General features: G+C 46.2%; 9 protein-coding genes and 1 tRNA gene. 8 read left to right on the top strand and 2 right to left on the bottom strand.

The window, feature by feature from the left end; all coding sequences use genetic code 11:
• Positions 1-83 precede the first annotated feature (83 nt).
• The 3 genes from ACFRAM_RS14075 to ACFRAM_RS14065 all read left to right on the top strand — a co-directional run bounded on the left by ACFRAM_RS14075 (position 84) and on the right by ACFRAM_RS14065 (position 2,853).
• Positions 84-1,325 (top strand): CynX/NimT family MFS transporter, encoded by a 1,242-nt coding sequence (locus ACFRAM_RS14075; RefSeq protein WP_379466371.1) that lies wholly within the window; start codon positions 84-86, stop codon positions 1,323-1,325.
• A 73-nt stretch (positions 1,326-1,398) separates the two neighbouring features.
• Entirely contained in the window at positions 1,399-2,055 is a 657-nt protein-coding gene (locus ACFRAM_RS14070; protein WP_379466370.1) for an ArsR/SmtB family transcription factor, read from the top strand.
• 66 nt (positions 2,056-2,121) lie between these two features.
• Positions 2,122-2,853 (top strand): type 1 glutamine amidotransferase, encoded by a 732-nt coding sequence (locus ACFRAM_RS14065; protein WP_379466369.1) that lies wholly within the window; start codon positions 2,122-2,124, stop codon positions 2,851-2,853.
• 95 nt (positions 2,854-2,948) lie between these two features.
• Here the strand turns inward: ACFRAM_RS14065 and ACFRAM_RS14060 are convergent, their stop codons facing one another.
• Positions 2,949-3,812 (bottom strand): NmrA family NAD(P)-binding protein, encoded by an 864-nt coding sequence (locus ACFRAM_RS14060; protein WP_379466368.1) that lies wholly within the window; start codon positions 3,810-3,812, stop codon positions 2,949-2,951.
• 156 nt (positions 3,813-3,968) lie between these two features.
• Positions 3,969-4,556: a TetR/AcrR family transcriptional regulator gene (locus ACFRAM_RS14055; RefSeq protein ID WP_379466367.1), complete on the bottom strand. Its 588-nt coding sequence runs from the start codon at positions 4,554-4,556 to the stop codon at positions 3,969-3,971.
• A 211-nt stretch (positions 4,557-4,767) separates the two neighbouring features.
• On the opposite strand from ACFRAM_RS14055, the gene ACFRAM_RS14050 reads away from it, so the two are divergent.
• The 5 genes from ACFRAM_RS14050 (at position 4,768) to ACFRAM_RS14030 (ending at position 9,235) form a co-directional block, all read left to right on the top strand.
• Positions 4,768-4,851, top strand: a tRNA-Leu gene (locus ACFRAM_RS14050).
• Positions 4,852-5,114: 263 nt separating this feature from the next.
• Complete coding sequence (locus ACFRAM_RS14045) at positions 5,115-5,660, top strand: 5' nucleotidase, NT5C type (RefSeq protein WP_379466366.1); 546 nt, start codon at positions 5,115-5,117, stop codon at positions 5,658-5,660.
• Complete coding sequence (locus ACFRAM_RS14040) at positions 5,657-7,411, top strand: LamG-like jellyroll fold domain-containing protein (RefSeq protein WP_379466365.1); 1,755 nt, start codon at positions 5,657-5,659, stop codon at positions 7,409-7,411. Before ACFRAM_RS14045 ends, ACFRAM_RS14040 begins: the two co-directional genes overlap by 4 nt.
• 28 nt (positions 7,412-7,439) lie before the next feature.
• Positions 7,440-8,234: a DeoR/GlpR family DNA-binding transcription regulator gene (locus tag ACFRAM_RS14035; RefSeq protein ID WP_379466364.1), complete on the top strand. Its 795-nt coding sequence runs from the start codon at positions 7,440-7,442 to the stop codon at positions 8,232-8,234.
• A gap of 29 nt (positions 8,235-8,263) precedes the next feature.
• Positions 8,264-9,235, top strand: a complete 972-nt coding sequence (locus tag ACFRAM_RS14030) for an ABC transporter permease (protein WP_379466363.1) — start codon at positions 8,264-8,266, stop codon at positions 9,233-9,235.
• Positions 9,236-9,270: the final 35 nt, after the last annotated feature.

The following is a 9,270-nucleotide window of genomic DNA, read 5'->3' as shown; positions in this document are numbered from 1 at the left end:
TTATTTTATTATAAGTATATTATAATGTATGTGGTTCTTTAGATTACAAAATCTAGCCAACAATACATTAGGAGGGTTACAGCATGGCTTTATCGAATGAGCTTCATGAAAGACTGAATAAAGAATCAAGTCTAACTGCCCGGCGCACAGCGGGGTTGACCTTGATTATAGGAATTATTTTTATCGCAGCGAATCTGCGGACTCCACTCAGTTCGGTAGGTCCCCTCGTAGGACTTATACGCAGCAGTACACAGATTTCCAATACAATGGCAGGGATGATTACGACATTACCTTTGCTTGCGTTTGCTTTATTTTCAACATGGGTTCCCCGGTTAGGTCGTAAATTTGGCGTGGAACGGCTGATTATGGCCGCTGTGATTTGTCTTACATTTGGTATTGTATTAAGGTCTGTTCCTGGGGTGATCACTTTATATGCGGGAACTATTGTGCTTGGGCTGGCTATTGCTGTGTGCAATGTAATGCTGCCCAGTCTGATCAAACATGAATTTCCATCGCGGCTAGGGATGATGACAGGTGTATATTCCATTTCGATGAATTTGATGAGTGCCATCGCTTCCGGAATCAGTATCCCGCTTGCCGTTAATGCAGGACTTGGCTGGAGGGGGGCACTTGGGATTTGGGGCGTTCTGAGCTTTATCTCTATTGTCATGTGGTTGCCACAATGGAAACGGAAGGGAAAAGAAAACGGGGCAAGTACGATTCAAAATAATACGGTGGCCGGTGAACAGACCAGCTTGTGGCGTTCAGGATTGGCCTGGCAAGTGACCTTGTATATGGGTTTGCAATCTATGGTGTTCTATGTGGTGATCGCCTGGTTGCCAGAGATTCTGCTGCAGCAGGGCATTGGCTCGGGCCAATCCGGCTGGTTGTTATCGATTCTGCAATTGGCGATGCTTCCCTTTACTTTTATTGTACCAGTTATGGCAGGACGGATGTCTAATCAGCGTCCGCTTATTATAATGGCGTTTATTTTTATAATGTCTGGCGTTCTCGGTCTGCTCTATGGAGGCGTCCATTTAATTGCGTTGTGGGTCATCTTAGTGGGGATCGGCTGCAGCTTCGCTTTTGGTTTGGCGATGATGTTTTTTGGACTCCGTACGAAGGATGCCCATCAGGCGGCAGAATTGTCCGGTATGGCTCAATCCGTCGGTTATTTGCTGGCAGCAGCCGGTCCGATTCTCTTCGGTTACTTGCATGATATGACGCAGAGCTGGACTACGCCGCTTCTGATTCTGCTTGGAGCAACCGTGCTACTTCTTATTTTTGGCTTGGGTGCAGCAAGAGACCGGAAAATTAGTTCCTAGAATCCCCTTGACGAATAGACGGCTCATTATTATAATTCAAATAATTTATTGAATATGATAAAGGGGGAGCAAGATGACTCCAGAGCCGTCGGCAAGAGCGTTTAAGGATGAGTTGTATGGACAATTTGCTCGTATCGGGAAATGCCTGTCTAGTGATAAACGTCTGGAACTGCTGCATTTATTATCTCAGGGTCCCAAATCGGTAGAAAAGCTGGCCAAAGGAACAGAGATGAGCGTAGCGAATGTTTCGCGCCATCTTCAAGTGTTATTAGATGCCAGGCTGGTGAAATTTAGCAAGCAGGGGACGTATGTCATTTATACATTGGCGAACCCTGAAATTTTAGGATTTTTAAATTCCTTGTGGCGTTTGTCCGAAAGTCAGCTGGCAGAAATTACGCGGATCAAATCGAATTTTATGAACAACTTTGAGGAAATACAAACACTTTCACTTAATGAGGTATTAAATAAGGTCGAAGACGGGAGTATTATTCTACTGGATGTCCGTCCGGCAGAAGAGTTTGACGCAGGTCATATTCCTGGGGCGGTTTCTGTACCGATGGAGGAACTGGATACTTATCTTCAAGGTCTTCCCAAGGATACCCGGATTGCGGCATACTGCAGGGGACCTTACTGCATTTTTTCAACTCAGGCTGTGGAAAAAATGCAGCAGGAGGGATTTACAGCGTTTCGTATAGAAGAGGGAGTATATGAATGGGGGCAAACCCAGTAAATTCATGTACCTCTCTTAGTTTGATTTATAGGTGGATGATGTACTAATCTTGCAGAAGACAAGAGAATGTGGGGTGGGAAATTGCAAATTCATTGCTTGCAGCATGTTCCGTTTGAATCGCCGGAGCACATTGCCGTTTGGGCCAGGAATAAGGGGCACCAGCTTAAGACCTCGTTAATGTACGAAGAAGATCAGAGCCTGCCTGAGCATGATGATTATGATTGGCTTGTCGTTTTGGGTGGCCCGATGGGAGTGTATGATGAGGAAAATATCCCTTGGCTGAGTTTAGAGAAACAGTACATAAACCAGGCTATCCATGCAGGAAAGTTAGTGCTGGGTATCTGTTTGGGAGCTCAACTCATTGCTGAGCAAATTGGGGGAGTTGTGGAAAAGAACCCGTGGAGGGAGATTGGCTGGTTCCCGGTAGAACTGACCGATGCAGCCCAAGACTCTGTATTTTTCCAAACGTTCCCGCAGCAGTTTACACCATTTCATTGGCATGGGGATACCTTCCGTTTGCCGGCAGAAGCGAAGACGTTGGCGTTTAGCGCAGGGTGTGGTAACCAAGCCTTCGAATATAATGGTCATGTCGTTGGCTTGCAATTTCATTTGGAATCTAACGAAGACAGTATCCGTACAATCATAGAGCATAGCGAAGACGAAATGGAGCCGGGGAAATATGTTCAGACACCAGCGGAAATGCTGGGACAACCCGAACTAGTTAACCAGTCTAATGAGCTGCTGTTCACTTTGCTGGGGTTAATAGAAGAGAAGTTCCAATCGGCTGCTGAGCAGTAAAATAGAGGTGGAGCGCAAGGATGATCAATCCCTGTGCTCCACCTTTTTTGCTTTAGTCGTCCCGGTCCAAACTGCAGACAAGACCGGGCCCCCCATTATATTAATTTATTTAAAGCTTCCTCTAACGTTACAGAACCCGTGATAAGCTCTGTTCCCTGACGTTCAAAGTCAATCCAGCCCGAGTTAAATCCATCCAGCATCTCCAGACGACCGTTCACGCGATCAGCAATTCCGCCTTGCTGAACAAAAGTATCTGCCCAATCCGAACGTGGAATCAGAATAGCTTCTACATTTCGGTTAAAAAGCTTGGCGAGCGTAGAAGCGATGTCATTAGGCGAATACGCCGCAGGTCCTTGCAGTTCAAGGTAGCGGGTACCTTCCCAAGTCTGCTGAAGTGTAGCGGCGGCAATTTTGCCAATATCCACTGTGGAGATCATGGGTATTTTACGATCCAGGGGTGCAAGATAAGCTTGGATATGCCCATTACTCATGGCGGGCTCAATATCCCACAGCGAATTCTCCATAAACCAGGCAGCCCGCAAAAAGGCTGAAGGGATTGATAACTGGCTTAATTCCTGCTCTAAAATATGCAATGAACCAATAATACCAAGACCCTGAGGATGTTGTGCGCCTACAGAAGATAAAGCAACAAATTTCTGGGGAGCTGCTGCTTCCAATGCCAAGCGAATAGATTTAACCACTTCTTTTGTTTCAGGAAAACCCTCTTCCGGATAAAAGTAAGGAGGGTTCATCACAAAAACAGCCTCTGCTCCGGTAAAAGCGACTTGCAGAGCTGCCGAATCACGGTAGTCCGCAGTCACCACTTCCGCGCCTCGTACTTCCCATGCGCTTGCCTTTTGTTCATCGCGAACAACAACTCTAACACTCTTGCCTTCTGCAAGAAGCTGATTAGCAACGGCTCCTCCGACTTGTCCTGTAACGCCCATGACTGTATACATCAATATCACTCCTTAAGATTTATGGGAGAAGTATATCATCGCAATTTACAAATTACAAGTTACAAAATAATTAAAACGTAACTTGTAGATATAAAAACGCCAGTTGAACTTCGATCGGGGATAGATCGAAGTTCAGCTGGCGTTACTGGCGATGGTTTATTTTGTTATAGATAATCCGTTCAATAAGACCTGCCAAATGGCTTGGAATTGCGCGTCGGAATGAGGTGATTCCCACTCTGCAGAATGGGCGGCATGATGGAATCTCGTTGTTGCGATAAATACGGCAGTAGCGGCCTGGCGGGGATCCTTGCAAGCGAAGATGCCTGACGATACCCCGTCTTCAATGATTAATGTTAGTTGATCTATTAGATGCTCAACATGGACTTCCAGTGCGCCTTCGGTCTCTGCGACCATAGCTGCGTACATGGCGAACAATTCAGGATCTTTTCTGGCGCGTTCCCGCTTGAATTCCCGTAAAGTATCCAGCCAACGGTACACTTTTTGATCGGCTGGGATATCCTCAGCAGCAACAACATTCAAAGAATCGAAGACGCTGTGCATCCAGCGTTCCACAACCGCTTTACGCAGTGCCGCTTTATTGTCGAAATATTTATACAACGCTGCATGGCTGACATGAAGCGCACGAGCGATATCAGATATGTTAGTCTTAGCGAGTCCGAACTTGCGGAAGACAGTCTCGGCGGTGTCAAGAATTACATCTTTGGACAACGATACATCAGTCATTAGGTTTAATCCCCTTAATATAATGGATTACAAATTACAGTTTACATATTACAACTATTATAGACGATGCTTGAACAGGAAAACAAAATAATTTGCATTGCTCCAGAGATGAAGGTTAAATGAACCACGTTGCGTAAAAAAGACTTGCATTTTATCCAAAAAAGGCGTATAGTCTTACTTAACGGTGATTGAGATCACCACTAAATAATATGCGGTCGTGGCGGAATTGGCAGACGCGCACGGTTCAGGTCCGTGTGGTAGCAATACTGTGGAGGTTCGAGTCCTCTCGACCGCATCATAGTTAGTAAACAATGAGCTCTTGAATTGTCCTTGTGACGATTCGAGAGCTTTTTGTTTTAACCGAACCGAAGACAACCGTTCTTTCTTTGTGTAAAAAGAGAGAGCGGTTGTTTTTTTTGATTTACATTTTTTTAATGAAGTGTTGATTCTGTGCTGATATTTCTCCTTTAAAGTTGTGACATGTTCTTTTATTTGTTGTGAATTTGTGAGATTGAATAGAAAAACACACATAAACGGTCATGGACAAAGGAGCTACCTATGAAGCGAATCGCAATAGACATTGATGAAGTCATGGCAGATACAGCCATCTCACATCTGGAGCTGTTTAATCTGGAACACGGTGATAACGTGACACTGGAAGAACTGCAAGGAACCACCCTTGTCAACATTCGACCAGAGCGTCGCGAAGAAATCGAAAGCTACTATGAATCCGAGCAATTCTTTCGCCAGTTGAGTGTCATACCGGACAGTCAGGAGGTTATTCGGGAATTACAGAAACATTACGAGATTTTTATTGCCACAGCGGCGATGGAAGTTCCTGCGTCGTTCCAAGCGAAATATGAATGGCTTAAGGAGCATTTTTCCTCTATACCTGACAGCCATATTGTATTCTGCGGTGACAAAAGCATTATTCATGCCGACTATCTAATCGATGATAATGTGAAGCAACTAAAGCGATTCAAGGGGACAGGCATTCTTTACAGTGCTGCTCACAATATTTTTGAAACGGGATATACCCGGGTGAATAACTGGCTTGAGGTACAAGAACTGTTGCTTGGAGAGCGAGCCGAGGTGAGGCGGTGACGAGGCATGGACGTTCCTTGGGAACGCAGCGGCGGGAGAATCCAGTGGAGCCGCTTGCTCACTGGCGGTTTACCCCTGATGGAGTTGAGCATGGAAGTCTGCAGAAGGAGAATCTTGTTCTGCGGGACTATAGCGGTAAAGGAAATCGATTATTACTTACCTCTGTAAACCTGGTGCCAGGGCACAGCGTTACAGCCTCTGACCTTTTAACCTGGGAAACAGAAGAAGGGGAAGAAGGGTTGGCTTTTCGCAATGATCGCCTTCCCAAGGGCTCCGGTTATTATTTTTGGACAGAGCAAGAGGCTCCATTGAATAAGGAAAGCATGTTACAAGGCTTTACGATCGAGGCGATTATTCGTCTTCCCGATCCTTTCGATGAAGTTCGCCACAGCTGGATGGGTGTATTGACCCGCCAGGGACAGGGAGGAGAACTTGGACGAAGCGGTGAGCGTGAGCTCTTGTCCTCTCTATCCGTATCCAACTGCAAGGAGATACAGTGGGTCAGCCATCCGGAGAATTTACACACCTCGACAACGAACTGGACGCGCCAGTTGGAGGCGGGAGACTGGCATCATGTAGTGATTGTCAATGATACGCACCGTACCCTGTTATTTGTTAACGGCATCTGTGATTATAACAGCCCTTTGGAAGGTATTTCCGGAATCGCTGCGGTCAAGGAAAGAGGCTGGAACGTAGGCGCTTCCGAATGGGCTGGAGGAATTGATACTCTATTTACCGGGACGATTAGGGAGATTCGTGTTACAGGAGAAGCGCTCCACCCGGACGACTGGCTCTGTAAGATGGAGGCGGAGCAAGTGCTGGAAGGAAGCTTTGAGGGTGAGCCAGAGCTGCAGCGGGAAGAGAATTATCATTTTGTCTTTATTCCCGATCCTCAAATGCAAACCTATTTGAACCCGGAGATGCTTGAGGCCCAAACAGCCTGGATTGTTAAGCATGAGGATCACTTGCAGCTGGCTATGACCGCCTTTGTCGGTGATCTGGTACACCGGAGTGAGGTCGAAGTCGAATGGGAGCGTGCCTCGGCTGCCGTTGCCATGCTTGATCAAGGCAAGGTGCCTTACATGATGACAGCGGGCAATCACGATTACGATGAGCATCATACGTATTTACACTATTTTGGCCCTGAACGATTTCAGGATAAAAGCTACTACTGTGGTGCTTCACCCTCTCGTTACAGTTCTTATGGGTTGAAGCCGGCGGGAAGCTACACCTACTTATGGCTGATGGTTGATATGGAACATCTAGAGAAGGACATGGACTGGTGCCGGGACATTCTCGAAAGTCATCGGAATTATCCGACCATCCTTGTCTCGCACGATATTATGTATACGACCCGGCATCGGGCCATGAATCTCCCTGAACTATCAGAGAATGGTGTCTTAATCTGGAAGGAACTCGTATATCCCTACGATCAGGTGTTCATGACCGTGAACGGACACTTTAACGGTAATGTGCATCAGGTGCGTAAGAATGCCAGTGGGCAAGAGGTCATTCAGATCCTCGTTAATTACCAGGATCGTTATAGAGGGGGAAATGGTTGGCTGCGGCTTGCTGAATTTGATGAGGTGGATAACAGAATGAGATTCAGAAGCTTCTCGCCATGGGTAGCATCGCTGGGAGTTTATGAGACTTTAGAGTACCCGGATTACCGGTTTCTAACCGGACGGTATGACGAATTTGAGTTGGCACTTCCATTCAAAACAAGATTTGCATTTGCAGCACAGCAGTAAGGGGTACAGGAGAGGGGAATAGAAACAGATGTCATTGTTGGCCGAGGAACGAAGAGACTTCATTCTCGAACAAATCGATGCTCATGGCAAAGTAAGGGTAACGGTGCTGGCTGAGCAGCTTAAAGTATCGCAAGAGACTGTACGCCGGGACCTGTTCCAGCTGGAGGAAGAGGGGAAGCTGAAACGGGTCTATGGTGGAGGTGTCAAGACACAGTACGAAGGCGGGGAGCCGCCGTATCAACAGCGCAGCATAATGAATTATGAGGCCAAACAGATCATCGGGGGCAGGGCGGCAGAGCTGGTCCAAGATGGAGATACCATCTTTATGGATACAGGAACCACCATTTATGAAATGGCTAAGGCCTTGAAAGGTAAAAAGCAAATTACCGTCATTACGAATTCATTAACTGTGGCTAACCAGCTGTGCGAATCGATCGCCAAGGGACTCGTGCATGGCCGAGCTATCTTGCTGGGTGGAGAACTCTCACCTTTTCAACGTTCCGTAAGCGGGTATCTGTGTCAGGAAATGCTTAAAAATTTCTATGTGGACCATGCTTTTATCTCCATAGGCGGGATTTCCATCGATACTGGAATTAGCGATTATGACTTGAACGATTCTGTGATTTCTAGAATGGTAATGAATAGCGCCAAAGAAATCATTGTACTGGCGGATCACAGCAAGGTAGGTATTCAGGCTAGTTGTCATTTAGCTTCGCTTGAGAAAATCGACGTAATCGTAAGTGACAAAGTTTATCCTTCGCTTTGGGAGGCAGAATTGGAGCGTCAAGGCATTACTTGGATCACCGCCGATCATTCTGAATGAAGAAGCGCCTGTAAGGAGGAGAATGAACCATGAATATGAAACTATCGGCTGCTCCTATGAAAAGAAAGAGTACAGAGAGAGCTGCCGGCAGCAGGCCCCGGATCTGGAATCGATTGATTGGCCATTATCAGCTTTATCTGATGCTATTGCCTTGTATCACATTTTTCATTATTTTCTCTTATATTCCTATGGGCGGAGTGGTTCTGGCCTTCAAAGACTATCAGTTCAACAAGGGAATATTCGGAAGTCCATGGGTTGGATTCACATATTTTGAGATGTTCTTTGAAGATCCGTTTAGTCTGCAAATTATTAAGAATACAATCATTATCAGTCTAATGAAGGTTTTTCTGGCCCTGCCGTTCCCGATATTGCTCGCTGTGATGCTCAATGAAATCAAGAGGAAAAGGCTGCTGCATGTGTTTCAGGGTATCGCTTATCTGCCTCATTTTCTGTCCTGGGTTATCGTAATCGGCCTGGTACAGCGGATTCTTTCGCCCGACACCGGCCTGGTTAATCAGGTGATTTCTTGGTTTGGCGGTGACGGGAGCACCTTCTTTTTAATGAAGGAGAATGCGTTCTATCCGGTCATGTTCTGGAGTTACATCTGGAAGGACATTGGCTGGAGTTCGATCATTTATTTTGCAGCTATTGTGGGGATTAATCCGGCCTTGTATGAAGCAGCAAAAATCGATGGCGCAGGAAGATTTCAGCAGATGTGGCGTATTACGCTGCCCGGTATCCGTCCTACCATCATGATTATTTTCATTCTATCTCTAGGTAATATCTTATCGGCAGGATTTGATCAGATTTACCTGCTGAGAACACCGGGCAACATGAATCTTTCAGAAATTCTCGATACGTACCTCATTCATATGGGACTCGAGAGCGGACAGTTTGGATTCGGTACAGCTCTGGGTCTAATGCAAGGCTTTATCGGTCTGATTTTAGTACTAGTCGTCAATCGGATATCCCGTAAATGGTTCGAAACTTCATTATGGTGAGCTGGCGGACGTTGCAGTGTGGCCTTTCACAATAG

The organism is Paenibacillus sp. NPDC056722, from assembly GCF_042790635.1.
Lineage (GTDB): Bacteria > Bacillota > Bacilli > Paenibacillales > Paenibacillaceae > Paenibacillus_AQ > Paenibacillus_AQ agri.
Note: the sequence above shows the minus strand (reverse complement) of the source record. Positions and strands in the feature narration are given on the sequence as shown.

Coding starts and splice junctions, on each gene's coding strand:
- ACFRAM_RS14075 (WP_379466371.1), top strand. CDS start 84: ATGGCTTTATCGAATGAGCTTCATGAAAGACTGAATAAAGAATCAAGT.
- ACFRAM_RS14070 (WP_379466370.1), top strand. CDS start 1,399: ATGACTCCAGAGCCGTCGGCAAGAGCGTTTAAGGATGAGTTGTATGGA.
- ACFRAM_RS14065 (WP_379466369.1), top strand. CDS start 2,122: ATGTGGGGTGGGAAATTGCAAATTCATTGCTTGCAGCATGTTCCGTTT.
- ACFRAM_RS14060 (WP_379466368.1), bottom strand. CDS start 3,812: ATGTATACAGTCATGGGCGTTACAGGACAAGTCGGAGGAGCCGTTGCT.
- ACFRAM_RS14055 (WP_379466367.1), bottom strand. CDS start 4,556: ATGACTGATGTATCGTTGTCCAAAGATGTAATTCTTGACACCGCCGAG.
- ACFRAM_RS14045 (WP_379466366.1), top strand. CDS start 5,115: ATGAAGCGAATCGCAATAGACATTGATGAAGTCATGGCAGATACAGCC.
- ACFRAM_RS14035 (WP_379466364.1), top strand. CDS start 7,440: ATGTCATTGTTGGCCGAGGAACGAAGAGACTTCATTCTCGAACAAATC.
- ACFRAM_RS14030 (WP_379466363.1), top strand. CDS start 8,264: ATGAATATGAAACTATCGGCTGCTCCTATGAAAAGAAAGAGTACAGAG.